The sequence below is a fragment of the Stenotrophomonas sp. STM01 genome (assembly GCF_014852135.1).
Taxonomy (GTDB): domain Bacteria; phylum Pseudomonadota; class Gammaproteobacteria; order Xanthomonadales; family Xanthomonadaceae; genus Stenotrophomonas; species Stenotrophomonas capsici.
This window is the reverse complement of the sequence record NZ_JACVBA010000002.1, coordinates 648,968-674,359: the sequence shown is the minus strand read 5'-3', so window position 1 is coordinate 674,359 and position 25,392 is coordinate 648,968. Positions and strand designations below refer to the sequence as shown.

General features: G+C 64.5%; 19 protein-coding genes. 13 read left to right on the top strand and 6 right to left on the bottom strand.

The genetic code is table 11. The annotated features are described in order from the left end of the window. Position 1 precedes the first annotated feature (1 nt). From IB227_RS18645 to queD, 4 genes are all read right to left on the bottom strand, one after another. Positions 2–364, bottom strand: coding sequence for a TfoX/Sxy family protein (locus tag IB227_RS18645; RefSeq protein ID WP_192287719.1), 363 nt, complete (start codon positions 362–364; stop codon positions 2–4). Next, complete coding sequence (locus tag IB227_RS12925) at positions 361–843, bottom strand: GAF domain-containing protein (protein ID WP_132865724.1); 483 nt, start codon at positions 841–843, stop codon at positions 361–363. Before IB227_RS12925 ends, IB227_RS18645 begins: the two co-directional genes overlap by 4 nt. A 196-nt stretch (positions 844–1,039) precedes the next feature. Then, complete coding sequence (locus IB227_RS12920) at positions 1,040–1,399, bottom strand: phasin family protein (protein ID WP_192287718.1); 360 nt, start codon at positions 1,397–1,399, stop codon at positions 1,040–1,042. Positions 1,400–1,656: 257 nt separating this feature from the next. Continuing rightward, positions 1,657–2,013 (bottom strand): 6-carboxytetrahydropterin synthase QueD, encoded by a 357-nt coding sequence (gene queD, locus IB227_RS12915; RefSeq protein WP_132865722.1) that lies wholly within the window; start codon positions 2,011–2,013, stop codon positions 1,657–1,659. Between the two features lie 199 nt (positions 2,014–2,212). On the opposite strand from queD, the gene IB227_RS12910 reads away from it, so the two are divergent. Next, complete coding sequence (locus tag IB227_RS12910; RefSeq protein WP_192287717.1) at positions 2,213–4,843, top strand: TonB-dependent receptor; 2,631 nt, start codon at positions 2,213–2,215, stop codon at positions 4,841–4,843. A gap of 253 nt (positions 4,844–5,096) precedes the next feature. Further along, the gene (locus IB227_RS12905; RefSeq protein ID WP_192287716.1) at positions 5,097–7,664 is read left to right on the top strand and encodes a M14 family zinc carboxypeptidase; all 2,568 of its coding nucleotides are present in this window, start codon (positions 5,097–5,099) and stop codon (positions 7,662–7,664) included. A 220-nt stretch (positions 7,665–7,884) separates the two neighbouring features. On the opposite strand, the gene IB227_RS12900 is transcribed toward IB227_RS12905, so the two are convergent. Next, positions 7,885–9,312, bottom strand: coding sequence for a DEAD/DEAH box helicase (locus IB227_RS12900; RefSeq protein ID WP_192287715.1), 1,428 nt, complete (start codon positions 9,310–9,312; stop codon positions 7,885–7,887). A gap of 367 nt (positions 9,313–9,679) precedes the next feature. On the opposite strand from IB227_RS12900, the gene IB227_RS12895 reads away from it, so the two are divergent. Further along, positions 9,680–10,669, top strand: a complete 990-nt coding sequence (locus IB227_RS12895) for a fumarylacetoacetate hydrolase family protein (RefSeq protein WP_192287714.1) — start codon at positions 9,680–9,682, stop codon at positions 10,667–10,669. A 93-nt stretch (positions 10,670–10,762) separates the two neighbouring features. Further along, positions 10,763–11,419, top strand: coding sequence for a maleylacetoacetate isomerase (gene maiA, locus IB227_RS12890; protein WP_132865717.1), 657 nt, complete (start codon positions 10,763–10,765; stop codon positions 11,417–11,419). A 156-nt stretch (positions 11,420–11,575) separates the two neighbouring features. On the opposite strand, the gene IB227_RS12885 is transcribed toward maiA, so the two are convergent. Then, on the bottom strand, positions 11,576–12,706 hold the full coding sequence (locus IB227_RS12885; RefSeq protein ID WP_132865716.1) for a PilT/PilU family type 4a pilus ATPase: 1,131 nt from the start codon (positions 12,704–12,706) through the stop codon (positions 11,576–11,578). Positions 12,707–12,804: 98 nt separating this feature from the next. On the opposite strand from IB227_RS12885, the gene IB227_RS12880 reads away from it, so the two are divergent. From IB227_RS12880 to IB227_RS12840, 9 genes are all read left to right on the top strand, one after another. Continuing rightward, positions 12,805–13,194, top strand: a complete 390-nt coding sequence (locus IB227_RS12880; protein ID WP_132865715.1) for a DUF4398 domain-containing protein — start codon at positions 12,805–12,807, stop codon at positions 13,192–13,194. Next, complete coding sequence (locus tag IB227_RS12875; RefSeq protein ID WP_132865714.1) at positions 13,194–14,075, top strand: OmpA family protein; 882 nt, start codon at positions 13,194–13,196, stop codon at positions 14,073–14,075. The genes IB227_RS12880 and IB227_RS12875 overlap by 1 nt, the downstream gene beginning before the upstream one ends. A gap of 329 nt (positions 14,076–14,404) precedes the next feature. Next, a complete protein-coding gene (locus IB227_RS12870; protein ID WP_132865713.1) occupies positions 14,405–14,623 on the top strand; it encodes a YdcH family protein in 219 nt (72 codons plus the stop codon). 187 nt (positions 14,624–14,810) lie between these two features. Then, positions 14,811–16,181, top strand: a complete 1,371-nt coding sequence (locus IB227_RS12865; RefSeq protein ID WP_192287713.1) for a pyridoxal-phosphate dependent enzyme — start codon at positions 14,811–14,813, stop codon at positions 16,179–16,181. An 87-nt stretch (positions 16,182–16,268) separates the two neighbouring features. Further along, the gene (locus tag IB227_RS12860) at positions 16,269–17,453 is read left to right on the top strand and encodes a cystathionine gamma-synthase (protein ID WP_192287712.1); all 1,185 of its coding nucleotides are present in this window, start codon (positions 16,269–16,271) and stop codon (positions 17,451–17,453) included. 32 nt (positions 17,454–17,485) lie between these two features. Continuing rightward, positions 17,486–18,271: an ABC transporter permease gene (locus IB227_RS12855; RefSeq protein ID WP_225591816.1), complete on the top strand. Its 786-nt coding sequence runs from the start codon at positions 17,486–17,488 to the stop codon at positions 18,269–18,271. Further along, entirely contained in the window at positions 18,261–19,598 is a 1,338-nt protein-coding gene (locus IB227_RS12850; protein ID WP_192287711.1) for an ABC transporter ATP-binding protein, read from the top strand. Before IB227_RS12855 ends, IB227_RS12850 begins: the two co-directional genes overlap by 11 nt. Next, positions 19,591–23,118 (top strand): glycosyltransferase, encoded by a 3,528-nt coding sequence (locus IB227_RS12845; protein ID WP_192287710.1) that lies wholly within the window; start codon positions 19,591–19,593, stop codon positions 23,116–23,118. The genes IB227_RS12850 and IB227_RS12845 overlap by 8 nt, the downstream gene beginning before the upstream one ends. A gap of 31 nt (positions 23,119–23,149) precedes the next feature. Then, positions 23,150–25,264 (top strand): LTA synthase family protein, encoded by a 2,115-nt coding sequence (locus IB227_RS12840; protein ID WP_192287709.1) that lies wholly within the window; start codon positions 23,150–23,152, stop codon positions 25,262–25,264. The last annotated feature ends 128 nt before the right edge of the window (positions 25,265–25,392 follow it).

Genomic DNA, 25,392 nt, shown 5'->3' with positions numbered 1-25,392 from the left:
CTCACTCCTCGCCGAAGCGGATCTCGCCGGTTTCCTCGGGCTCGTCGTCCGGCTGCATGCGCGTCTCGTGCACGGGGCCGGCCACCTGCGCGGCGCGCAGCGTGGTCAGCTCGCCGGCCACCGCTTCGTACTCGCAGACCAGCTGTTGCCGGCGTGCCTCGGGGACCTCCTGCCAGTGGCAGCCCACCAGCGCGCCTTCCAGCGAATACAGCAGGTTGAGGCTGGGCTTGAAGCCGGCCCGGCGCACCTTCATGAAGGCGCCCACCGCACCGACCGCGGCGATGTCCTGTTCGGTGCGCAGGCCGACCTGGCGCAACCAGGCCGCGCTCTTCGGGCCGATGTTGCGCAGCTTGATGGTGCTCACCGCAGCGCCTCGACGAAAACCTGCGCGATGGCTTCCAGCCCGAGCTGGTCATCACCATCGAAGCGCGCCAGCACCGGGCTGTCGATGTCGAACACGCCGACCAGTTCGCCATCGCGTACCAGCGGCACGACCAGTTCCGAACGCGAGGCCGAGTCACAGGCGATATGGCCCGGGAACGCATCCACGTCCTCGATGCGCTGGGTCTGGCGGGTGCTGGCCGCCGCGCCGCACACGCCCTTGTGCAGCGGGATGCGCACGCAGGCCGGCAGGCCCTGGAATGGCCCAACCACCAGTTCGGTGCCGTCGTAGAAGTAGAAACCCACCCAGTTCAACTGTGGCAGTGCGTGGTAGACCAGCGCCGACAGGTTGGCCGCGTTGGCGATCCGGTCGGTTTCGCCGTGTACCAGGGCGCGGGCCTGGGCCAGCAGCTGGGCGTACTGTTCCGGCTTGCTGCCGGTAAGCGTGTTGGTGCTGAACATCGTGAGAGTCTAACCGCGACGGGACCGGTGATTTTGCCACCGCAGGCGCATTGCCGCGCCGCCCGCGCGTCACTGCCTCCTGCAAGGCAGGCCGGTGGCGGCAACGGACGGGCAAAAAAAGACCCGTCAGCGGGAGGGGATGCTGACGGGTCTGGGATTGCGCGGGGGAGGGGACCGCGCAAATTCGGTTGCAGGTTCAGCGCGTCTTGCCGCTGGCCTTGGGCGTGGCGGTGAACGGCTGGCTGGCCAGTGCACCCAGCGCCTCGCTGGTCTTCAGGTTCAGGCCGATCACTTCCTGTCCGGCCGAGGCAAGGCGCTCGAAGTTGTCACGTGCCAACTGCATGCCCTTGGGCAGCAACGCCTGCAGGTCGGCCTGGGCGCCGGCCTGGGCCAGCTCACCGAAGAAGCCCGCGGTGGCATTGGTGTTCCGTTCCAGGGTGCGCAGCTGCACCCCGAACACGCTTTCGGCATTCTCCAGCGTCAGCCGGTTCGCGCGGTTGGCCGCGGCGGCGAGCTGCTGGGTGTAGCTGCTGAAATCGTTGAACTGGGCGGACATCACGGCGTTCCGGAGGGTCTTTGTTGCGTTGCAGCATAGCGCGGATTTTGCGCAGCGCAACACCGCGGGACGGATTTTTCTGACCCATTCAGTTTTGCGCGCCATTTCCCTGCCCTTTCGCCGCAGGCGGAGGGGAGGGGGGAGCGCTTGGCGCGGTGCCGGATGTCGGCAGTGATGCGCCGCCGATGCAAGTGGGCGGGCCGGTGCCTGTACTGGCTTCGCCGCCGAGGCCGCGCCTACGGCAGGGCTGGCGCCCTTCAGCTGCCGCGATAGCTGCAGCCGGAGGTGCAGGTCTCATGCACCACCACTTCACTGAGCAGCGGCAGCGAAGGCTTCAAGCGTTCCCAAATCCACATGGCCAGGCGCTCGCTGGTCGGGTTCTCCAGGCCGGGGATGTCGTTGAGGTAGTGATGGTCCAACTGGTCATACAGCGGCTGGAAAGCGGCCTTCAGGTCACTGAAGTCCATGATCCAGCCGGTGTCGGCGCCCGGTTCGCCGCTGACCCGCAGTTCCACGCGGAACGAGTGGCCGTGCAGGCGTGCGCACTTGTGGCCCGGCGGCACGTTGGGCAGCCGGTGTGCGGCTTCGAGGGTGAAAACCTTGAAAATATCCATGCGCGCAATTGTAGGGCGCTGACAGGCCACGTGCCGGCCGGTCCGATGCGGGCCGCGGACGCAGGTTTTCATATATTCATCCATCTTGATGAAGAGATGTAACTTTTCGTCATGTGTGGATGAGCGGAGGTTATTGGCCGGACATTTACCGCGCATGTCCTACTTGCCGGGCAATTTCCGCTTCCTCCCCCCCGAGCTCATGCCCAATCGTTCCCTGCTTGCCATCGCCGTCGCGGCTGCCGCCGCGGCGCTCTCCCCCCACGCCTTCGCCGAGGCCGCCAACGACAGCAAGACGCTGGAGGCGGTGCGAGTCACCGGCTCCAACATCAAGCGCAGCGACACCGAGACCGCCAACCCGGTGCAGGTGATCGAACGCCAGCAGCTGGAGGAATCCGGCAAGGCCACAGTCGCCGACCTGCTGCGCTCCATCTCCGCCAACACCGGCAACGCCGCCAACGAAACCAGCAACAGCGGCTGGGCCTCGGGCTCGGCCGGCATCGGCCTGCGTGGCCTGTCGCAGAAGAACACGCTGGTGCTGCTCAACGGCCGCCGCCTGGCCAACTATGGCTTCCCGTCCGGTGGCCTGTCCGACACCTTCGTCAACCTCAACGCGTTGCCGCTGGTGGCGGTGGAGCGCATCGAAGTGCTCAAGGACGGCGCCTCGGCCGTGTACGGTTCCGATGCGGTGGCCGGCGTGGTCAACATCATCACCCGGCAGGGCTTCGAAGGCGCCGAGCTGGGCGTCAGCGGCGGCACCTCCGAGGCCGGCGGCCTGGACCAGCAGAACGTCAAGTTCATCGGTGGCATCGGCGACCTGGACACGGATGGCTACAACATCCTGGTCTCGCTGGAAGGCTACAACCGCGACCGCCTGGACCAGGACCAGCGTGCGCTGACCCGCTCGGGCATCTACACCGACCTCGCTGGCGGCCGCTGGAACGGCTGGTCGGCCAAGGGCGCGCGCTACCTGGTCGACGGCAAGTCGGTGCCGATGCTCGATGCCAGCGGCAACTGCCCGGAAGGCACGGTGCTCACCGCCAGTGCACCGATCGACGGCCTGGCCGGCGATACCTGTGCGTTCAACCAGGCGCCATACACCACGCTGATCCCGTCGACCAAGCGCTGGCAGGCCTACGTCAACGGCACGCTGCGCCTGAATGATTCGGTCGATGCGTTCGCCGAAGTGATCTACAGCGACATCAAGGGCGTGTCCTGGTTCGGCTCCAGCCCGTTCTTCACCCTGGAAAGCGGGCGCTTCGCGCTCAACGCCGACACCGGGCTGGCCGAGCCGGTGCGTTCGACCCTGCCCGCCGGCAACCCGTACAACCCGTACGGCGTGGACGTGCCGATCGAGTACACGTTCTTCAACCTCGGTGGCACCCTCAAGACCAATCGTTCGCAGGCCTATCGCGGCGTGGTTGGCCTGCGTGGCAGCGGCGAGAAGTGGGATTGGGAAGTGGGAGCATTCCAGGCCGCGAGCAAGGAGCGTGAAACCGTCTCCGGCGGCTTCGCCAACCGCTGGGCGCTGTACGACGCGCTCGCGTCGGGCAGCTACAACCTGCTCAACCCGTCGGCGACCGACCCGGCCGTGCTCAAGGCCATCGGCCTGAGCACGCTGCGCCCGGCTGATTCGGTGCTCAAGGGCCTGGATGCCAAGGTCTCCGGCACGCTGGGCACGACCTGGGCCGGCACCATCGGCTTCGCCGCCGGCGCCGAATGGCGCCAGGAAACGCTGGACTCCGACAACCCCTGGCAGATCGATGCCGGCCTGCAGGTGCGTCCGGCCATTGCCGAGGTGCACGGCGAGCGCAAGGTCAGCGCCGCCTACGCCGAACTGAACGTGCCGCTGCACAGCACGCTGGAGCTGCAGGCCGCCGCGCGCGCGGACCACTACAGCGACTTCGGCAATGCGTTCTCGCCCAAGCTGGGGCTGCGCTGGCAGCCGCTGGACTGGCTGCTGGTCCGCGCCGCGGCCTCGCGCGGTTTCCGCGCACCGTCGCTGTCGGAGAACTCGGCCTCCACCAGCATCGCCTACGGCTCGGTGGTCGATCCGCACGATCCGGACGTGGCCGGTTCGCGGCAGAATCCGACCTTCTTCACCGTCGGCAACAACAACCTGGACCCGGAGCGCACGCGCAGCTTCAACGCCGGCATCGTGCTCTCGCCGTGGCAGCGCACCAGCCTGAGCGTGGACTACTACCGCATCAAGCTGGACAACCTGATCGGCAGCGGCAACACCACCACGCTGGTGGCCGAGAACAACCCGGCCAACGTGCTGCGTGATGCGCGCGGCAAGCTGCTGGCCGTCTACAACCGCTACCAGAACCTGAGCGAGCTGGAGACCTCCGGCATCGACGTGGAACTGCGCCAGGGCTGGTCCACCGCGCGCCTGGGTACGTTCGGCCTGTCCTCGGCGCTGACCTATGTCATCGACTACAAGCGCCCGCAGGTCACCGGCGGCCCGCTGGTGGACTACGCCGGCTCCAACCTCGGCCCGTCCCTGCCCGATACCAAGGCCACCACCACGCTGGACTGGGCGCTGGGCGACTGGCGCACCGCGCTGACCTGGTACTACACCAGCGGCTATGACCAGGAAGGCAGCGCCGCGGCCAAGGCGGTGCAGAAGGAGGTGGCCAGCTACAGCCAGTTCGACCTGTACCTGGGCTACACCGGCATCGACAAACTCACCGTCTACGCCAAGGTGCAGAACATCGGTGACCGTCAGCCGCCCCATGATGCGACCTTCCCGGGCGTGCGCGCACCGTACGACTTCAGCCAGTACGACCTGCGCGGCCGCTACTACACGGTGGGCTTCGACTACCGCTTCTGACCGTGGGCCCCTCTCCTGCATGCGGGAGCCTTGCTCATTGACTCAAGCCCCTCTCCCGCTAGCGGGAGAGGGGTTGGGGTGAGGGCAGGACGGGTACCCGGAGTGGCTCGGCTCCATCCACCCCCGGGCGCCACAACCCAACGCCCGAGGCGCCCTCATCCGCCCCTGCGGGGCAGCTTCTCCCGCGCGTGGGAGAAGTGAACAGCCGGCACCGTTCGCGATCCGTGCCAAACAACCGGGGAATCCGTCGCCCATGTCATTCCGCCTTGTCCTTGTCCTGTTGCTCGCGGCAGCTGTCAGCGCAACACCGGCCTTCGCCCAATCCAGCTACTACTTTCCAACCGCGCAGCAGTTCGAAGCGAAGGTGCCCTCGCCGCAGCAGTTCCTCGGTTACGACATCGGCAGCCAGTACACCCGGCACGATCAGCTGGTGGCGTACTTCAACGAACTGGCGCGTGTTTCGGACCGGATCACCGTCGAGATCATCGGCCAGAGCTACGAACATCGCCCGCTGTTGCTGGTGACCATCACTTCGCCGCGCAACCATGCGCGCCACGCGCAGATCCTGGCGCAGCGGCAGGCGCAGGTGGACCCGGCGCATACGGCCCCGGGCGCCGACACGCCAGCGGTGGTCTGGCTGGGCTACAGCGTGCATGGCAACGAGACCTCCAGTGCCGAGGCGGCCCTGCTCACGGCGTACTATCTGGCCGCCAACCAGGACGCGGAAACCGCGCGCTGGCTGGACGAGGCGGTGGTGGTGATCGATCCGGCGCAGAACCCCGACGGGCGCGACCGCGCCGCCAACTGGCACAACGCCTGGGGGTCGCGCCCGCCGTCGGCCGACCCGGCCGACAAGGAGCACGTCGAACCGTTCCCCAGTGGCCGCGTCAACCACTACTTCACCGACCTCAACCGCGACTGGCTGGCCCTGGCACAGGCCGACAGCTGGCCCAAGGTCGCGCAGTTCCATCGCTGGTACCCGAACATCCAGATCGATTTCCACGAGATGGGCAAGGACAGCACCTACTACTTCGAGCCCTCGCCGAAGAGCATGGAAAGCCCGCTGCTGCCGAAGTCCTCGTACGCGGCCAACCACTGGCTGGCGCGCTTCCATGCGCAGGCGCTCGATGCGTTGGGTTCGCTGTACTACACCGGCGAGAACTTCGACAACTTCTCGCCGATCTACGGCTCCACCTATCCGGACTTCCACGGCGGCGTCGGCGTCACCGTGGAGCAGGCCAGCTCGCGCGGGTTGGTGCAGGAGTCGCTCAACGGCCCGCTGCATTTCAACTTCACCATCCGCAACCAGGTCGCGACCGGGTTGGCCAGTGTGCGCGGGGCGGTCGAGGACCGGGTGCGTCTGCTCGCCTTGCAGAAGGACTTCTTCCGCAGCGCGTTGACGCAGGCAGCGGCCTACCCGGTGCGGGACTGGGTGTTCGGTGATGCCGCCGACCCCACGCTCGCCCACCGCTTGCTGGCCGTGCTGCTCCAGCATCGCATCCAGGTGCACGCGCTGGCCCGCGATGTCGAGGTCGATGGCAAGCGTTTCCAGGCCGGTTCGGCCTACGTGGTGCCGGCGCGACAACCGCAGTTCCGGCTGGCCCATGCGATCTTCGAGTTCACGCCGCCGGTGAAGGGCGACGTGTTCTACAGCGGAACCTCCTACGCCGTGGCCGCAGCCTACGGGCTGCGCTACGCGGCCAGCCGCGGTGCCTTGCCGGCCGGTGCAGTGGTGGATGGCGTTCCGCAGGCGCAGGGGGGCATCAGTGGCGGCCGTGCGGGCTTTGCCTACGTTGCCGATGCACGGGATTTCGGCAGCTATCGCCTGATCGGTGGGTTGCTGCGCGACGGGGTGCGGTTGCGCACCGCGCACCAGCCCTTCACCGCGGCCACGGCATCGGGCGAGGTGGCCTTCGGCCATGGCGCGGTGGTGATCCCGGTCGCCGGTCAGACGCTTGATGCCGATGCCCTTCGGGCCAGGGTGCTGGCGCGCGCACAGGACGCCGGTGTCACCGTGCATGCCCTGGCCAGCGGTCGCAGCGCCGGCGGCATCGACCTGGGCAGCGACAACGTGCGGGTGTTGCGTGCGCCGAGCATCGCGCTGGTGATGGGCGAGGGCGTGTCGCCCACCGAGATCGGTTCGGCCTGGTTCGCACTGGACCAGGCCCTGGGGCTGCCGTCCTCCAAGCTGGACCCCGTACAGCTGGCCAGCGTGGACCTGTCGCGCTACACCTCCATCGTGCTGTCCGGCGGCACCTATGCCACGGTCAGCGAGGCCGGCATCGCCGCGCTCAAGCGCTGGATCAGCGCGGGCGGCTCGCTGGTGGTCTACGGCAGCGGCGCGCGCTGGGCCATCGACAAGGGGCTGGTGGAAGCCAGGCTGCGTGCCGGCGACGGCAGGGACGACGGCGAACGGCTGGATTTCGGCACCGTGCGTGACGTGTTCGCGCTGGGGCGGGTCAGCGGCAACATCCTCAGTGCCGACATCGATCCGACCCATCCGTTGGGCTTTGGCGTGCAGCAGCGCAGGATCTGGGTGAACAAGGAAGGTGGCCTGGTGCTGGAGCCGGTGAAGAACGCTTTCCTCAACGTGGTCAACATCGATCCGGAGCCGCTGGTGAACGGCTACCTCTCCGATGCCAACCGCGCGCGCGTGTCCGGCTCCAGCTACCTGCAGGTGGTGCCGACCGGCAGCGGCAATGTGGTGGTGTTCGCCGATGACCCGGCGCACCGCAAGTACTGGCATGGCACCGAACGCCTGCTGCTCAATGCCTTGTTGCAGTCCAACCAGTTGACCCCGCCACGCCAGCGCGGGGAGTAGCCCGGGACCAAGGCCCGCTGCAAAGTCGAATCACTGAGGAGCCAAGGCTCCTCTCCCAAGCCCAACCAATGACGAGCCAAAGCCCCTCTCCCGCCCGCGGGAGAGGGGTTGGGGAGAGGGCAGGCCGCAGGCAGCAGTTCCCATCACCCGAAGATCCCAACCAACAAAAAAGCCGACGCAATGCGCCGGCTTTTTTTTAGCTCGGATCCGCTACTGCAGATCAGGCGCTGGTACGGCTCTGCCCACCGCCCTGGCCACGACCGCCGCCACGACGCTGGCCGCCACCCGGGTGGCCGTCACGGCGCTGCTGGCCGTTGCCGCCATTGCGTTGGCCGTTTCCCGCGGCGCGCGGGGCGCCCGGCTTGGCCTGGCCGCCACGGCCGCCGCGCGGGGCGTCGCCGTTGGAGCGACGCTGGCCATGGCCACCGTTGCCACGGCGCGGGGTCTTGTGGCCGCCCGGCACTTCGGCCTTGCCCGGTGCACTGATGCCCCAGCGGATCGGGGTCTGCGGCTCGAAGCCCGGCACGTCGCGGATGTCCATGTCGCGGTCGAGCAGGCGCACGATCTGGCGCAGCAGCTTGGCCTCGTCCTGCGCCACCAGCGAGATCGCCTCGCCGGTGGAGCCGTTGCGACCGGTGCGGCCGATACGGTGCACGTAGTCTTCCGGCACCATCGGCAGGTCGTAGTTGATGACCTTGGGCAGCTCGTTGATGTCGATGCCGCGCGCGGCGATGTCGGTGGCCACCAGCACGGTCACGCGGCCGGCCTTGAAGTCACCCAGCGCACGCAGGCGCTGGCCCTGGCTCTTGTTGCCGTGGATGGCGGCGGTCTTGATGCCGGACTTCTCCAGGAACGTGGCCAGCTTGTCGCAGCCGTGCTTGGTACGGCCGAACACCAGCGTCTGCACGCGCGAATCCTGCGCCAGCAGGTGCAGCAGCAGCTCGCGCTTGCGGCCGCCATCGACCGGGTGCACGCGGTGGGTGATGGTCTCGGCCACGGTGTTCTGCGGCGTCACCTGGATCTGCTTGGGGTTGTGCATGAACTCCAGCGCCAGCTGCTTGATGCTCTCCTCGAACGTGGCCGAGAACAGCAGGGTCTGGCGGTTCTGGCGCGGCAGCTTGGCCAGGATGCGCTTGATCGAGGGCAAGAAGCCCATGTCGAGCATGCGGTCGGCTTCGTCCAGCACCAGGATCTCGATGCCCGACAGGTCGACGCTGCGACGCTCCAAGTGGTCGATCAGGCGGCCCGGGCAGGCCACCAGCAGGTCCACGCCACGGCGCAGCACGTCCAGCTGGTTGCCCATGCCGACGCCGCCGTAGATGCAGGCGCTGGGGATGCGCAGGTATTTGCTGTAGCCACGCAGGCTGTCATGCACCTGGGTGGCCAGCTCGCGGGTCGGCGCCAGGATCAGTGCGCGCGGCTTGCGCGGGCCGTTGCCCACGCTCTGCGGCGCGGTGCCCAGGTGCTGCAGCAGCGGCAGGCCGAACGCGGCGGTCTTGCCGGTACCGGTCTGTGCGCCGGCCAGCAGGTCATGCCCGTCCAGTGCCAGCGGGATCGCCTGCTCCTGGATCGGGGTCGGGTTTTCGTAGCCCTGCTCGGCGAGCGCGCGCAGCAGGAAGGGCGCAAGGCCCAGGTTTTCAAACGACATTGGGAACTCCAGATGGAAATCGCGCCAGACCGAATGGAATGGCGGTGCTGATCGATTCGATCGGCTGACTCGGAGCGTTCCCGTAAACCGCGCTGCGAGAAAATTGGCGCGACCAGCGCGGTGCGCAGGCCGGAATGCGTGACGAAAGGCGTCGGAGTAGGGGCGGGCGGGCGGATCCGGCGGGGCCGGCGATCCTGCACCGCCGGCGGTCCCTCAAGGGAAACGGACGGCCGCTGGCAGACCGCGATAGTCTAGGGGATTGTCGCCGGCGGCACAAAACTGCCTGTTCAGCATTCCCGTGGCGCTGGTCGCCGCTGGCATATTCATTACAATTGAAACTTGTTTACTCCGCAGACTGGACGTTCCCATGAAGCTTGGTTCCCTGAAGGAAGGCGGCCGCGACGGCACCCTGATCGTGGTTTCGCGTGACCTGACCCGCGCCGTGCGGGCCACCGGCATTGCCGCCACCCTGCAGCTGGCGCTGGAGGACTGGTCCAACCTCGCCCCGCGCCTGAACGCCCTGTCCGAGCAGCTCAATGCCGGCGACGTGGATGGCGCGTTCGACCTGGACATGCAGGCGCTGGCCGCGCCGCTGCCGCGCGCCTATGAGTTCGTCGACGGCAGTGCCTACCTGCCGCACGTGGCGCGGGTGCGCAAGGCGCGCGGCGCCGAGGTGCCCGAGTCGTTCTACACCGACCCGCTGATGTACCAGGCCACCAGCGCCGGCTTCTACGGCCCGCGCGACGCGGTCAAGGTGGTCAGCGAGGACTACGGCATCGACCTGGAAGCCGAGATCGTGGTGATCACCGACGACGTGCCGATGGCGGTGACCCCGGCCCAGGCCGCCGGCCACATCCAGCTGGTGGGCCTGGTCAACGACGTCAGCCTGCGCAACCTGATCCCGGCCGAGCTGGCCAAGGGCTTCGGCTTCCTGCAGTCCAAGCCGCGCTCTGCGCTGAGCCCGGTGTTCGTGACCCCGGACGAGCTCGGTGCGGCCTGGCAGGACAGCAAGGTGCACCTGCCGCTGGTCACCCACATCAACGGCAAGTGGTTCGGTGCGCCGGAAGCCGGCGTGGACATGCAGTTCAACTTCGCCCAGCTGGTGGCGCATGCCGCCAAGACCCGTCCGCTGTCGGCCGGTGCCATCGTCGGTTCGGGCACCATCGCCAACGAGGACACCTCGCTGGGCGCCTCCTGCTTCGCCGAGCAGCGCACCGTCGAGGCACTGCGTGACGGCAAGCCGTCCACGCCGTTCATGAGTTTTGGTGACGTGGTCCACATTGAAATGCTGGACCGTGACGGCAACAGCATTTTTGGTGCGATCGAACAGCGCATCGAACACGCGCCGCTGCCCTGAATCCGGCGGCATCGCCGCCGTTATCGAATTGCGGGTGAAGGTGTCCCTCACCCGCAACGGTTATGTTGTGTGCAAGCGACAGGGGGAACAGACATGGAAGCGGGGCTGAAGCTCTACAGTTACTGGCGCTCGAGCGCCGCCTATCGCGTGCGCATCGGCCTGAACCTCAAGGCGCTGGCCTACGAGCTGATTCCCGTGCACCTAGTGCGCGACGGCGGGCAGCAGCATGCCCCGGACTATGCCGCGCTCAACCCGCAGGAACTGGTGCCGACGCTGCGTGACGGCGAGCGCGTGCTGACCCAGTCGATGGCCATCCTGGAGTACCTGGACGAAGTGCATCCGCAGCCGGCGCTGTTGCCGGCCGATGCCGGTGGTCGCGCCCGCGTGCGTGCCCTTGCCCAGCAGGTGGCCTGCGACATCCATCCGCTCAACAACCTGCGGGTGATGCAGTTCTTCGACCGCGAGTGGAACGTGCCGCAACCCGAGCGCGACGAATGGACGCTGCACTGGATGCGTACCGGCCTGGGGGCGTTGGAGACGATGCTGGTGGGGTCGTTCGACACCGGCCGGTTCTGCCATGGCGCCGAACCGGGCTTGGCCGATTGCTGCCTGATCCCGCAGCTGTACAACGCCCGCCGCTTCCACCTGGACCTGGCCCCGTACCCGACCCTGTGCCGCATCGAGGAAGCCTGCCTGGCGCTGCCGGCCTTCGATGCCGCCCGCCCGGAAAACCAGCCCGACGCCATCTGAGGGCTGGCGGCCTGGTAGGAGCGGCCTCGGCCGCGAAGCCACAGAACCGCCCGAGGTGCAGGAGTGGGGTCCACCGGCCCCGCGGGCAGGCTCGTTGCTGCCGCAAAACAAAAGCCCCGCTTTGGCGGGGCTTTTGCCAGGCAGCCATCCCAACGTTCAGAAGCCGTGGCTGATCGTCGCCGGCGCGCCCATGTTGAAGTCCGCGTACGGGTCATGCTCGCCGCTGGCGCCCTCGGACAGGCGGAACTTCAGGGCCAGGCCATCGCGCGAGTCGGCCGCGCGCAGCGCTTCCTCCTGCTCGATGATGCCGTCCTTGACCATCCGGAACAGGCACTGGTCGAAGCTCTGCATGCCTTCCTCCAGCGACTCTTCCATGGCCTGCTTGATCGCGTGCACCTCGCCGCGCCGTAGCAGGTCGCGGATCATCGGCGTGTTGATCAGCACTTCGGTGGCCGGCCGGCGGCGGCCATCCTTGCCCTTGACCAGGCGCTGGGAGATCACCGCGCGCAGGTTCAGCGACAGGTTCATCAGCACGTTCTTGTGCGCGCTTTCCGGGAAGAAGTTGAGGATGCGCTCGATGGTCTGGTCGGCGTTGTTGGAGTGCAGCGTGGCCAGGCACAGGTGGCCGGTCTCGGCGAAGGCGATGGCGGCCTCCATGGTCTCGGCGTCGAGGATCTCGCCGATCAGGATCACGTCCGGTGCCTCGCGCATCGCGTTCTTCAGCGCGTTGTGGAAGGCATGGGTGTCCAGGCCCACTTCACGCTGGTTGACGATGGACTGCTTGTGCTTGTGCAGGAACTCGATCGGGTCCTCGATGGTGAGGATGTGCCCGGTGGAGGTGCTGTTGCGGTGGTCGATCATCGAGGCCAACGAGGTCGACTTGCCCGAACCGGTCGAGCCGACCACCAGCACCAGCCCGCGCGGGGTCATGATCACGTCCTTGAGCACCTGCGGCAGGTTGAGCTCCTCGATGCTGGGGATGCGGCTCTTGATCGCGCGGATCACCATGCCGACCTCGCCGCGCTGCTTGAACACGTTGACGCGGAAACGCCCGGCATCGGCCAGGGCGATGGCCATGTTGAGCTCCAGGTCGCGCTCGAACTGGGGGACCTGGCCCTCGTCCATCAGCGAATAGGCGATCTTCTTGACCATCCCGGGCGGCAGGCCGGTGCTCCCCAGCGGATACAGCTTGCCCTCGATCTTGATGTAGACCGGCGCCCCGGTCGTCAAAAACATGTCCGAAGCGTTCTTTTCGGTCATCAGCTTCAGGAAGTAGCCGATATCCATGCGCAATAGTTCCCCAACAAACGGCAGCGTGCCGTTGCAAGCACGCCATAGGCTTGACCACAATGGCCGCGCTCAGTCACTCCGGCAACGGCTCCCCAATGAAAGCTAGCTTCGCACACTTAAGACGAATCCTGTATGTGACGGCCTGCGCAACCGCGCTGTTCTGCGGTGCCGCGTTGGCGCAGGACCCGGCCTCGGCCGACCTGATGGCCGCGCAGCAGGCGGTGGAACGCGCTGACCGCGCCGACGCCGACCAGTACGCCCCCGACACCATGGCCATGGCCCGCCAGCAACTGGAACAGGCCCAGCGCGCCGCGCTGGATCGCCGCGAGCGCAAGCAGGCCCCGGTGCTGGCCCAGCGTGCCGCCGCCGACGCCGACCTGGCCCGGGTGCAGAGCGAGGAATCGGTCGCGCAGGCCCAGCTGGCCCAGCGCAAGGCCGAGGTCGAGCAACTGCAACGGCAACTGGCAACAGGGGAGGGCCGGTGATGGCACTGAGGAATCTGGTGGTGGTCGGGCTGCTGGCCCTGCCGATGGCGGCCGTGGCCGCCGAGGATCCGGCCGTGGCCGGGCTGAACCAGCGGCTGGTGGCGTTGCAGGCGGACATGCGTACCGCCGAGGTCGCCGCCTACGAGAAGCTGCAGGCCCAGCAGGCCATCGGCGCGCTGGCCAAGGCCAAGCGCAAGGACCTGGACAACGCCCGTTACCTGGCCGAACGCCGGGTGGCGATCGCCGAGGCGGCCGCGCGTACCGCGTTGGCCCGCCGTGAGATCGAGGAGCTCGAACGCACCCGCAGCGAGCTGCTGATCGAGGCCAGCCGCCGCGATGCGCTGCGTGCCCGGCAGGAGGCCGAGCGGTTGCGCGTGCAGACCCAGATCCAGGCCGAGGAGGCCGAACGCCTACGCCAGGCAGCCGAAGCGGAGACCCTGGCCCGCCAGGACGCCGAAACCGCGCTGACCAGCGTCGCCGGCCGACAGCAGCAGCGCCTGAGCGCGGCCCAGCAGAACGCGGCCAAGCTGGCCCGTGAGGAGGCCGAGCTGGTGTCCGGGCAGCGCCTGCCGGGCTCAAAGTTCGACAACCGCGGTGAGGTGTTCACCTTCGCCGGCGACGCTTTCGCCGCCGGCCAGGCTGCGCTGTCGGCAGGCGCGGGCAACCAGGCCAAGGCGTTGGCCGAGTACCTGAACATCGGCAAGAAGGGGCGGGTGACCATCGAGGCCTACGACAGCGCCAACGGGGTCGGCCAGCGCCGCGCGCAGGCGCTGAAGGACGCCCTGGTCGCCGCTGGGGTGGCCGCCAACCGCATCCAGGTCACCGGCAGGAAGGCCGCCTCCACGCGGGCGCGCTCGGCCGAGGTCATTGTTGCGCCTTGATAAACCTAACTGGCTGAGATTGTTAGGTTTTTGTTGTCTGCTTCCGGCTGAATGTGCGTCAAATCGCTGATTCAGCCACTGCATGGATTGAGCCCTTGCCGGAACCTTTTTGCAGGCGTAGGGTCAATTGTCCGGGTGGTACTTCCGCCACCCGGACAGCGGAGGGCCGAGCCGGTGCAATCCAGGCGCGAACCAGGTTCCGAAGGCTTCCGGTCGGTCGACCGGATGATCCCGGGTGGTTCCGTCGCATGCGGGCCCGGCGCTCCATCCTGCAACGCCCCGTGCCGTCAAGGCCGGGGCGTTCTTGTTTCTGCATGAGGAGGTAAGTCATGTTTGAAGGGCAGCCGCAGAGTGAAATCGAAGCCTTGATGAAGGCCAACCCCGAGTTCAAGCAGCTCTACCAACAGCACAAGAAGCTGAACAAGAAGTGCATGGATGCGGAACTGGGAGTGCTACCCATCAGCGATGGCACACTGGGGCAGATGAAGCGGGAGAAGCTGCTGGCAAAGCAACGACTCCTGAGGATGTACGAGAACCGACCCAACTGACGCTCCCCCGCGTTTGACCGTCATGTCGCGGGCGATGGCGGCCTCCTCGTCGGCCGTCATTGTCCGCGCCAGCGGTTGATGCGCATTCATGTACCTGCAGCATTTCGGACGGTTTGCCTGACTTTCTGGCATATCCATCGGATAATCGAGGGTCCAGCCGCTTGACGGCGTGATCCGAATCCGACACATGGCAATCCACTCCTCCGTCCTCGAACTCATCGGCAACACGCCCATCATCAAGGCCCAGCGCCTGGATGCCGGCGTGTGCGAGCTGTACCTGAAGCTGGAGAGTTCGAACCCGGGTGGATCGATCAAGGACCGCATCGGCCTGTCGATGATCGAGGCCGCCGAGAAGCGCGGTGACCTCAAGCCCGGCGCGACGCTGGTGGAAGGCACCGCCGGCAATACCGGCCTGGGCCTGGCACTGGTGGCCCAGCAGAAGGGCTACAAGCTGATCCTGGTGGTCCCGGACAAGATGAGCCGGGAGAAGATCTTCAACCTCAAGGCGATGGGTGCCGAAGTGGTGCTGACCCGTTCGGACGTCGCCAAGGGCCACCCGGAGTACTACCAGGACCTGGCCAAGACCGTGGCCGAGCAGACCCCGGGCGCCTATTTCATCAACCAGTTCGGCAACCCGGACAACCCGGCCGCCCACGAGTTCGGCACCGGCCCGGAAATCATCGAACAGATGGGCGGTGACCTGGACGCGATCGTGTTCGGTTGCGGCAGCTCCGGCACCATGACCGGCCTCTCGCGCGCCTTCGCAAAGCTTTCGCCGAATACCGAACTGGTGCTGGCCGACCCGGTCGGTTCGATCCTGGCCGAATACATCAACGACGGCACCCTGAACGAAAAGTCCGGCAGTTGGCTGGTCGAAGGCATCGGCGAGGACTTCCTGCCGGACATCTCCGACTTCAGTCGGGTCGGGAAGGCCTACGCGATCAGCGATGCGGAGAGCTTCCACACCGCGCGTGAACTGCTGGGCAAGGAAGGCATCCTGGGTGGCTCCTCGACCGGCACCCTGCTGGCCGCCGCGCTGAAGTACTGCCGCGAGCAGACCACGCCGAAGAAGGTGCTGGTACTGGTGCCGGACACCGGCAACAAGTACCTGTCCAAGATGTACAACGACTACTGGATGCTGGACAACGGCTTCCTGGAGCGCCCGCAGTACGGCGACCTGCGCGACCTGATCCTGCGCCCCTATAGCCAGCGCGACACCGTTGTGGTTGGCCCGAACGACCTGCTGACCACCGCCTACCAGCGCATGAAGCTGTACGACGTGTCGCAGCTGCCGGTGATGGAAGGCAGCCAGCTGGTCGGCATCATCGATGAAAGCGACGTGCTGCTGCACGTGTACGGTGACGAAGCCCGCTTCCGCGACCCGGTGTCGGTGGCGATGGTGAGCAAGCTGGACCGGCTGGAGGTCAAGTCGCCGATCGAGGCGCTGCTGCCGGTGTTCGACCGTGGCCAGGTGGCCATCGTCACCGATGGTGACGCCTTCCTGGGCCTGATTACCCGTATCGACCTGCTGAACTACCTGCGTCGCAGGGTTCAGTGATTCTGGCGTGGTGCCCACCAGGGGGAGGGCACCACGGCAGGTTCAGGCCAGACTGATAGAATTCCGCCCCTTTCGCTGGAAGCACTTATGACGGATCAGCACTCACGCAGCCAGGAGGGCGAGCGCAGCTTGTCGCTTGCCACCTTGGCCATTCACGGCGGGCAATCGCCCGATCCCAGCACCGGCGCCGTCATGCCGCCGATCTACGCGACCTCGACCTACGCGCAGTCCAGCCCGGGCGAACATCAGGGTTTTGAGTACTCGCGCACCCATAATCCTACCCGCTTCGCCTACGAGCGCTGCGTGGCGTCGCTGGAAGGTGGTTCGCGTGGCTTCGCCTTTGCTTCGGGCATGGCCGCCAGTTCCACTGTCATCGAGCTGCTGGACGCTGGCAGTCACGTGGTGGCGATGGACGACATCTACGGCGGCAGCTTCCGCCTGTTCGAGCGGGTGCGCCGCCGCACCGCCGGGCTGGACTTCAGCTTCGTCGACCTGACCGACCTGTCGGCCTTCGAAGCGGCGATCACGCCGAAGACAAAGATGGTGTGGATCGAGACGCCCACCAACCCGATGCTGAAGATCGTGGACATCGCCGCGGTGGCCGCCATCGCCAAGCGCCATGGATTGGTCGTGGTGGTGGACAACACCTTCGCCTCGCCGATGCTGCAGCGTCCGCTGGAGCTTGGAGCGGACCTGGTGCTGCATTCGGCCACCAAGTACCTCAATGGCCACTCCGACATGGTCGGTGGCATGGTCGTGGTCGGCGACAACGCCGAGCTGGCCGAGCAGATGGCGTTCCTGCAGAACTCCGTCGGTGGCGTGCAGGGCCCGTTCGACAGCTTCCTCGCGCTGCGCGGCCTGAAGACCCTGCCGCTGCGCATGAAGGCGCATTGCGCCAATGCGCTGGAACTGGCCAAGTGGCTGGAAACCCATCCGGCCATCGAGAAGGTGATCTACCCGGGCCTGCCCTCGCACCCGCAGCACGCGCTGGCGGCAACCCAGATGAACGGCTTCGGCGGCATCGTCTCGATCGTGCTCAAGGGGGGCTTCGCAGCCGCCAAGCGTTTCTGCGAGAGGACCGAACTGTTCACCCTGGCCGAATCGCTCGGCGGCGTGGAAAGCCTGGTCAACCACCCGGCGGTGATGACGCATGCGTCCATCCCCGTCGCTCGTCGCGAGCAGCTCGGCATCAGCGACGCGCTGGTGCGGTTGAGCGTGGGCGTGGAGGATGTTGTGGATCTGCGGGCGGATCTGGAACGGGCGCTGGCTTGAGCAGGGGCGCTCGGATGCAGGATGGGAGCAGGATGACAGCACGTTTCAGCCTGGCCTGGGAAATGGCCAAGCGCGAGGTATTTGCGCGCTACAAAGGGTCCGTGATCGGGTTGGCGTGGTCGTTTTTCTATCCAGTCCTGATGCTCGGTGTTTACACCTTCGTTTTTGGCGTGATTTTCCGTTCCCGGTGGTCGACAACCGCTGGTGAGACGCCACTGACCTCGGAGTTTGCTCTCATCCTGTTCTCGGGGTTGGTCGTGTATGGCTTCTTCTCCGAGTGCCTGAACAAGGCGCCGGCACTCATCACGGTGAATGTGCAGTTCGTGAAGAAGGTCGTGTTCCCTCTGGAAGTCCTGCCGCTGTCGGCCGCACTGGCTGCGTTGTTCCACATGCTGGTCAGTCTGCTGGTTCTTCTGGTGGCCATGCTTGTGCTCAAGGGAAGCATCCCGGTGACAGCGGTTGCATTTCCGTTGGTGGTGGCACCGCTGATTTTTGCCACACTGGGATTGACCTGGTTCTTTTCGGCACTGGGTGTGTATCTTCGTGATCTGAGCCAGATCATGCCGCTTGCAACGACGATGCTGCTTTTTCTATCACCGGTGTTCTATCCCATAACCGCAGTCCCGGCTTCTTTTCGCAAGGTGGTCACACTCAACCCGATCACCGGCGTGATGGATGGGGTGCGGGATACCCTGATCTTTGGCGTCTGGCCCAACTACAGCCTGCTGCTGTGGCAGTTTGCTGTGGGGCTGTTGCTCATGTTCTGCGGGCTTGCGGTGTTTCAGTATGTCCGCAAGGGGTTTGCAGATGTCATCTGAGCCGATCATTCGCGTAAACGGGCTGGGCAAACGCTACGACATGTTTGCCAAGCCCGTGGATCGGTTGGTGCAACTGATCTCCGATCCCTTGAGGAAAGGGCTGGGGCTTGCGCCGAAGGAGCACAGCCGGGAAGTGTGGGCGCTGCGTCATGTGAGTTTTGAGGTGCCGCGTGGCGAGGCGCTTGGCGTCATGGGTCGCAATGGTTCCGGCAAGAGCACCATGCTCCAGATGCTGTGCGGCACGCTGACTCCCACTGAAGGGCAGGTGCAGGTTGCCGGTCGCATTGCCGCGCTGCTGGAGCTTGGCGCGGGATTCAATCCCGAGTTCACTGGACGTGAGAACGTTTTCCTCAATGGCAGGCTTCTCGGGCTTGACCAGGCAGCCATCGAGGCGCGCTTTGATGATATCTGCGCATTCGCCGATATCGGCGCCTACATTGACGAGCCGACCAAGACCTACTCCAGTGGCATGTTCGTGCGCCTCGCCTTTTCTGTAGCCACCTCCGTTGATGCGGATGTGCTGGTGGTGGACGAAGCGTTGGCGGTCGGTGATGCGCGCTTCCAGGCGCGCTGCATGAAGCGCATCCGTCGGATCCAGGATGATGGCGCGTCGGTTCTCTTTGTCAGCCATGACGTCGCTGCGGTACGCACGCTGTGCCAGCGCGCTCTGTGGCTCGAGCGTGGGTCGCTGAAGGATATCGGGCCGGTATTGCAGGTCAGTTCCCGTTACATGGAATCGATCTTCGCTGATGACCCGGAGGCACTTCAGGCACCGGAGGAGGATCATCCTGATGTGCAGGCGGAATTGCCGATGGACGAGCCAGTCAGCCCACTTCCGGACACGAGTATGGGCAAGGGCAAACCCCTGGCACATTGGGGGCAGCAGATCGGCCTGATCCGCGCAGTGGCATTGTCCGGGGGAACCGGTGCCGACGTCGAAATGCTGGGGTGGGGTGAGACCTGCACCGTGACACTCGCGGTTGCACTTCCTGACGATTACACCCCGGATACCTTCTGTGTGGCGTTCTCGATCAAGGATCTGCGCGGGCATGACATCATCGTTTCCAGTACGGCGGACACCGGTAAGACCCCGCCGAGCGATTGGCGTGCCGGCCAGGTGGTGGAAATAGGATTCGAGTTCGTGAATGGTCTGGTGGAAGGCAAGTACTTCCTGGTCGCTGCCGTCGAAAGACGTGCAGGGGCTGTTGTGGAGTATTACGAATACATCGAAGGCGTTCGTTTTTTTTCCGTCATCAGTCAATTTCGTCATTTCGGTATCTATCAGCCGAAGATCACGCAGGTATACAAGGGAGCATCCAGTGTCTGACAAGGCCATCAACTCGGAAGGCTACTGGGATGACCGGTTTGGGGAGGACTGGGAAACGCTGGGCGGGCGTGATCAATCCCGCTATTTCGGTGCACTGGCACTGAAAGTGCTGCCGGCATGGCTTGTCCAGGCAAGCAAGCGCGAGCGTCTGGCCTGGTGCGATTGGGGTTGTGCATTGGGCGACGGAACCAATGAGCTCGCCCAGGGCCTGCCTGGCGTGGATTTCACAGGCGTGGATTTCTCGCAGGTGGCGATTGCAGATGCGGCGCTTCGCTTCCCTGGACAGCGCTTTGTCAGTGAGGACTGGCTTGAGGGGGGGCAGTCGCCGTCAACGCGCAGGTATGACGTACTTTTCAGCTCGAATACCCTGGAGCACTTCCATGAGCCATGGAAGGTTCTTGATTCCATTGCAGCGCGAGCGCGTCACTGTGTCGTGCTCATGCTTCCCTACCGTGAACGGCTTCGTATTGAGGAGCATCATGCCTCCTTCATGCCGGAGAACATCCCGCAGGTGATCGACGGCAAGGTCCTTGTCCACGCCAGTGCCGTTGATACGCGTGGTGACCAACCCTGTTTCTGGCCCGGTGAGCAGATTCTGCTGGTATGGGCGGATCCTGCGTGGTTGAAAGAGCAAGGGCTTTACCTGGAGGACCTGACGCTGCAGCAGGAGCCAGCCAGTACTCTGATCGGCCAGGCCGACGCGGTGGCGCAATTGGCCACGGAGTTGGGTGGTGCCTTGGGGAGGCTTCGGGGAGGTGTGCCTGCTGACAAGGAGCAACTGACCGTTCTGGATGGGGTTCGGGTTGATCTGGATAGATGGCGCTTGGTGCGGGAGACGGCGCTGGCCAATGCCAGCCCAGCATGGCGTGGGGATCTGGTGTCGCGGGATGGGCGGGATGCCGCCGTGCTCGAGAATGCCCTGCAGGTGATTGCGCCGCTACTGGCAGGTACGCACTTGCTGGAATCGCTGCAATACGCTGCAAAGGAAAACAGGCGTGTCCTTGACGAGGTACGGCAGCTGGTCCATCGCCAGGCTGTGCTTGTGGAACAGGAGTCCGCTCTGCGCAAGGAGGCACGGACCCAGCGGGCGGCCGCCGAAGTACAACGCGTGGAAGCCGAAGCACAACGCTTGGAAGCCGAAGCGCAACGCGTGGAAGCCGAGGCGCAGCGTCGCATGGCTGAAGAGCAACGTTTTGACGCTGACCATGCCTTGAAGTTGACACTACGCCTGGGCGAGGAGGTGGTGGCGCACGTGGGGCCAGAGCCGGAGTACTGGTCGGAAGCAGAAGGCGGAAATGAGGATCCGACGGAGACATACCATCGCGCGCGATTGCGCATGGCATCGATGGACCGGGAGCTGAAGGGGGTTTACGCAAGCAACTCCTGGCGGGTGACAAGGCCAGTCCGCGTACTGCGTCGGCTGTTGTCTCATCCGGCTGATGAGCTCAGGCATCTGTTCAAGCGATTGCCCCGTCCGGTGCAGTCTGCGGCACGTTTCAGCGCCCGGACAGTCCGTACCGGCAGGGTAGACCCCAATGACAAGGCGCGGTTGAAGCAATTGCTGTCACCATCGGCCAAGGCGGCTGTGGTCGATCCCGCTGCGCAGGTCGATTATTCCCGTCTGCCGAAGCTGGCCAAGGCGGATGGCACGCTTGCAGACGTTTTCGTGTGGGCCGTGATCGATTGGAATTTCCGGATCCAGCGGCCTCAGCACTTGGCTGCAGCGCTGGCAGCCAAGGGACATCGCGTCTTTTACATATCCAACAACTTTGCCGATAGTTCGGCTGCAGGCTTCAAAGTTGAGCCTCTTGGTGAGTCGGGCAGGCTATTCCAGGTCAACTTGAACCTGGCTGGTTCGCCGCAGATCTACCATGCAATGCCCAAGGTGGCGGACGTGGACGCGATCCGCTCCAGTCTGGCCGCGTTGTTGGGCTGGACCCGTTCGGAGAGCTGCATTTCCTTTGTCCAGCATCCCTACTGGTTGGAGCCGGCACAATGTCTTCCGAACAGCAGGCTGGTCTATGACTGCATGGATCACCATGGGGGATTCGAGGACAATGCCGACGAGATCCTGTCCGGCGAGAATCAACTGATCCGAACAGCGGATTTGCTGATCGTCACCTCGCAGTGGCTCCATGATGAGCTGAGCCCCTCGGCGCGCAGTATTGCGATGGTGCGCAACGCGGCCGAGTACGAGCACTTCTCGTCCCGACCGGCCAAGGTGTTTGCCGACGTGGAGCATCGCCGTGTGATCGGCTACTACGGTGCCATCGCTGAATGGTTTGATGTGGATCTGTTGCGCAAGGTTGCGCGCGACAATCCCGACGCACTCGTGCTGATGGTTGGGCGTGACACGGCGGGCGTCGCAGAAGCGGTCTCCGATGTGAAGAACATCCGTTTCGTGGGTGAAGTCGCCTATGCCGAACTACCTTACTGGCTGTACGGCTTTGATGTATGCCTGTTGCCATTCAAGGTGATTCCACTGACGCTGGCCACGAATCCCGTCAAGGTCTATGAATACCTGAGCGCAGGCAAGCCGGTCGTATCGGTTGACCTGCCGGAGTTGAGCCAGTTTGAAGGGCTTGTGCGGCTGGCCGGGGACCACGAGGGTTTCCTGCACCAGGTCAAGCTGGCTTTGGCTGAGCCGGTTGGGGATGTTTCACTGGAGTCCCCTCGCAGGGAGTTCGGTTCACGGCAGACCTGGCTGCACCGTGCAGCAGCGCTGGATGAGGCGCTGGATTCCCTGGCTGAGCCGTTGATCAGCATCATCGTGCTTACCTACAACAATCTCGATTACACCAAGCAATGCCTGCATAGCCTGGAGTCCTATACGGATTACCGGAACCTCGAGATCATCGTGGTGGACAATGCCTCGTCCGATGGTAGCCGAGAGTTTCTCGCGGAATGGGTGAAGCGCGATCCTCGGCGGGTGTTCTTGCCCAATGAAGCCAATCTTGGCTTCTCCGCAGGCAACAATGTTGGGCTCCGTGTGGCAAAGGGTGACTATCTTGTCGTCCTCAACAACGATACCTATGTAACGCCTGGCTGGCTGCGTACCCTGCGCAATCAACTTCATCGCCACCCGGAAGCGGGTCTGGTCGGTCCGGTTACCAACAACATCGGCAACGAGGCTCGTATCGAAATCAGTTATGAATCGATGGATGAGATGTTGAGACTTGCCGGCGAGTACACGCGCAGGCATGCCGGCCAGTCATTTCCCATACATACCAGTGCATTCTTCTGCGTGATGTTCAGCCGGCAGGCATATGAGTGCGTGGGTGGGCTGGATGAGCAGTTTGGTGTCGGCTTCTTTGAGGATGATGACTATTGCCGTCGCCTCGAGCAGGCGGGGTTCAGCAGGCTATGTGCTGAAGACGTCTTCGTGCATCATCACTTGTCAGCCAGTTTCAACAAGCTGAAGGCTGAGGCGAAGCAGGCGTTGTTCGATAAAAATCGGGCTTTGTATGAAGCCAAATGGGGCCCTTGGGTTCCTCATGATTACCGGCGTTCGCCGCGATGAAGGCGACGAACTACTTCGGGGGGGAAGTGCGTTGAGCAAGTGGATGAATTTTGAGAGGACGACTCTCTGGAAGCAGCTGGCTGCTTCCCTTGTTGTATCGATACTGATGGTTCTGCTGGCGGTATGCGCTGCCAGATTGATCGTGGGGTTCAGCTACGCACCCTTGGCGGTGTTCTGGGACTCCCTGCTCCTGTTTGCAGTAATGGCTGTTGTGCACTGGGTGACACGGAGAACGGTTGCGACAGTGGCATTGGGCTTCGCTCTTGCCGCATTCTTCATCACCGGCAATGGCGTCAAGAGCATCATGCTCGGTATGCCGCTGGGCCTTGCGGACTTGAAGCCCGCGGTGGCTTTGCTCGGCGTGCTTGAGGGCGCGCGGCTTGCCGGAGCGGTTGCCGGCATCGTGGTACTGCTCGGCCTGGCGCTCTGGGGGCTGTGGCCGGGGAAAAATCGCCTGAAGTGGCTTCTCCTGCCGCCCTTGCTGGTGGCTACCATTCTGGGTGCGGTCTGGCTGGTAAATGGTGACGAGATACTCAGCAGCGAAAGCGGGGTCAGTCGTGTTGACGTGCTGAAGCAGCGCGGGGGGTTCCTGTACCTGGCCAGCGACGCGGTCAGATACATGCGCAATGACAGGATTCCAAGCAGATCAAAGGTGGCCCATGCCTTGGCGGCGACCAAAGCGCGCGGATCCTCCATGCCGACTCATGCGCGGAACATCCATTTGATTCTTGTGGAGAGCTTTTGGGACGTGACTGCCCTGGATGGCTTCAAAATGAGCTCGGATCCATGGGATGGGCGTATTCGTGACTGGTGGAATGCTGGCGGGCGTTCAGGTGTGCTGAGCCCGGTTTTTGGTGGTGCAACCGCGAATGCCGAGTTCGAAGTACTGTGTGGTTTGCCCGCCACCGGTGCCGGGCGAGTAGTTTTTTCCGAGGGCATCACCAATGATCTGCCGTGCATGCCGGCCGTCCTGCGCCAGTATGGCTATCTGACGACGGCAAGCCATCCGTACAAGAAGACCTTCTGGAACCGCGATACGGCCTACGCAAAGGTAGGTTTTGAACAGTATCTTCCTGATCAGGCATTTGAAATGGACGATCGGGATGGAATGTTCCTGAATGATCGATCGTTGTTGTTCCAGTCGCTCGCGCGACTGAATCTCCTCAAGAAGGATCGTCCTCATCTTTCCTATGTCGTCAGCCTCAGCTCGCACTACCCCTACGAGCGGGACAGAACCAAGCGCCCGGATCGGATACAGGTGACGCCGGCTGCAGTGGCGTTGGGGAACTATGCGAATGCCATTTCCTACAGCACCGAGGCGCTTGCCGATTACGTTGACGCACTGCGGGATATGGATCCGGACGCGTTGATCGTCATCTTTGGCGACCATGCTCCCGTGCTGGATTCTTCCCCTGATCCTTATGAAATTGCGGGTTTGCGCGAGGGTGGGACGACCTTGCCCGAAGGCTACGCTCGTCTGAGCCTTACGCCGCTCATTGTGATCGACGGAAAGAACGGGCCCAAGTCGATGGGGACCCAGCCACTGTACGAGTTGGCGCCAAAGATTGTGGAAATGGCGACTGCCGGGCAGGTATCGCTGCCTCACGCCGAAGCAATCCTCCATCCGGACATGCGGACCCGGAACTTTCTTGCGTCCATGCTGGTTCCGGGTAATGAGGGCTGGAGAAGGTGTTCCCGTGACGATGACAAGTCCTGTGAAGCAGGACGGGATAGTCGGAACGAGCTCAGGGCACTGCGCGATGATCTCGTATGGGGCCATCAGTACGCCCTGCAGATGTGGGATACGCCCAACGTGGGCAAGCACGGCATGACGATCAACCGCGATCACTACGGTTGTGTGTTTGATGTGGAAGCATGGGGGCCGCAGGTTGGATCCAAGGGGCAGCCGATGAACAAGCAGCCCAGCGGCAACTCCGCGCTCTGGTTCAAGGTGCGCCGCGTTCGTGGAGATCCGGTATTGTTCGTGGACGATGAGCGGGCGGATATCGTCGTCGCAAGCGGCAGCGCTTCGGCTTCATACGCTGCACCACAGTTCATCCATGCAGAAGGCGAGCATCGGGTCAGCTATCAGTGTGAGGATGAAGCACCGGTGGCGTTCGGCAAGCTGACGATCACCGCGAAGTAAGCATCAATGGCAGCGAAGGCTCCGCTGGCAAGGTTGGGAGCGGGGCGCTGTACGCGATCAGAGCTGGCAGGGGGCTGCGCACAGTCCCCTGCCACCGCCGCGGCTCCATCGTCCGATTCCGTGCGATA

Bases quoted from the DNA above. Each gene is read 5' to 3' on its own strand.
- IB227_RS12870 (WP_132865713.1), top strand. From the start codon at position 14,405: ATGTTTGAAGGGCAGCCGCAGAGTGAAATCGAAGCCTTGATGAAGGCC.
- IB227_RS12920 (WP_192287718.1), bottom strand. From the start codon at position 1,399: ATGTCCGCCCAGTTCAACGATTTCAGCAGCTACACCCAGCAGCTCGCC.
- IB227_RS12925 (WP_132865724.1), bottom strand. From the start codon at position 843: ATGTTCAGCACCAACACGCTTACCGGCAGCAAGCCGGAACAGTACGCC.
- IB227_RS12880 (WP_132865715.1), top strand. From the start codon at position 12,805: ATGAAAGCTAGCTTCGCACACTTAAGACGAATCCTGTATGTGACGGCC.
- IB227_RS12855 (WP_225591816.1), top strand. From the start codon at position 17,486: ATGACAGCACGTTTCAGCCTGGCCTGGGAAATGGCCAAGCGCGAGGTA.
- IB227_RS12850 (WP_192287711.1), top strand. From the start codon at position 18,261: ATGTCATCTGAGCCGATCATTCGCGTAAACGGGCTGGGCAAACGCTAC.
- maiA (WP_132865717.1), top strand. From the start codon at position 10,763: ATGGAAGCGGGGCTGAAGCTCTACAGTTACTGGCGCTCGAGCGCCGCC.
- IB227_RS12905 (WP_192287716.1), top strand. From the start codon at position 5,097: ATGTCATTCCGCCTTGTCCTTGTCCTGTTGCTCGCGGCAGCTGTCAGC.
- IB227_RS12900 (WP_192287715.1), bottom strand. From the start codon at position 9,312: ATGTCGTTTGAAAACCTGGGCCTTGCGCCCTTCCTGCTGCGCGCGCTC.
- IB227_RS12860 (WP_192287712.1), top strand. From the start codon at position 16,269: ATGACGGATCAGCACTCACGCAGCCAGGAGGGCGAGCGCAGCTTGTCG.
- IB227_RS12910 (WP_192287717.1), top strand. From the start codon at position 2,213: ATGCCCAATCGTTCCCTGCTTGCCATCGCCGTCGCGGCTGCCGCCGCG.
- queD (WP_132865722.1), bottom strand. From the start codon at position 2,013: ATGGATATTTTCAAGGTTTTCACCCTCGAAGCCGCACACCGGCTGCCC.
- IB227_RS12865 (WP_192287713.1), top strand. From the start codon at position 14,811: ATGGCAATCCACTCCTCCGTCCTCGAACTCATCGGCAACACGCCCATC.
- IB227_RS12875 (WP_132865714.1), top strand. From the start codon at position 13,194: ATGGCACTGAGGAATCTGGTGGTGGTCGGGCTGCTGGCCCTGCCGATG.
- IB227_RS12885 (WP_132865716.1), bottom strand. From the start codon at position 12,706: ATGGATATCGGCTACTTCCTGAAGCTGATGACCGAAAAGAACGCTTCG.
- IB227_RS12895 (WP_192287714.1), top strand. From the start codon at position 9,680: ATGAAGCTTGGTTCCCTGAAGGAAGGCGGCCGCGACGGCACCCTGATC.